Origin of the sequence: Xanthomonas sp. SHU 199 (assembly GCF_000364665.1) — a bacterium.
Taxonomy (GTDB): Bacteria; Pseudomonadota; Gammaproteobacteria; order Xanthomonadales; family Xanthomonadaceae; genus Xanthomonas_A; species Xanthomonas_A sontii.
Genome location: NZ_AQOI01000762.1, coordinates 1 through 560, shown reverse-complemented (window position 1 = coordinate 560; position 560 = coordinate 1). Strand labels below are relative to the sequence as shown.

1 protein-coding gene is annotated in these 560 nt (G+C 73.8%); it reads left to right on the top strand.

The annotated features are described in order from the left end of the window. The coding region (locus tag D183_RS0121015) for an alpha/beta hydrolase (protein WP_017910730.1) at positions 1-560 on the top strand (560 nt) is incomplete at both ends.

Sequence of the window (560 nt, the reverse complement as noted above, 5' to 3'; positions counted from 1 at the left end):
TGGCGCCGACGGCGCACGCGCGCCCTTGCCCGCCGGCGCGCAGGTGCTACGCGACGTCGCCTACGGCCCGGACCCGGCGCAGCGCATGGACGTGTACCTGCCGGCCGGCGCACGTCAGGCGCCGCTGCTGGTGATGGTGCACGGCGGCGGCTGGGCCGACGGCGACAAGGACAACCCCGGCGTGGCCGCCAACAAGGTCGCGCACTGGCTGCCGCAGGGCCATGTGCTGGTGTCGGTGAACTACCGCCTGCTGCCGCAGGCCACGCCGCTTGCGCAGGCAGAAGACGTGGCGCGCGCGGTCGCGCGGATCCAGCAACTGGCGCCGCAGTGGGGCGCCGATCCGGCACGGCTGGTGCTGATGGGCCACTCGGCCGGCGCGCATCTGGTGAGCCTGCTGGACCTGTCGCCGAATCTGCTGGCGCAGGCCGGGGCGCGCCGACCGCTGGGCACGGTGGCGCTGGACAGTGCAGCGATGGACGTGGAGCAGGTGATGCAGCAACGACATCTGCCGCTGTACGACCGCGCCTTCGGCAGCGTGCGCAGCGACTGGATCGCCGCCT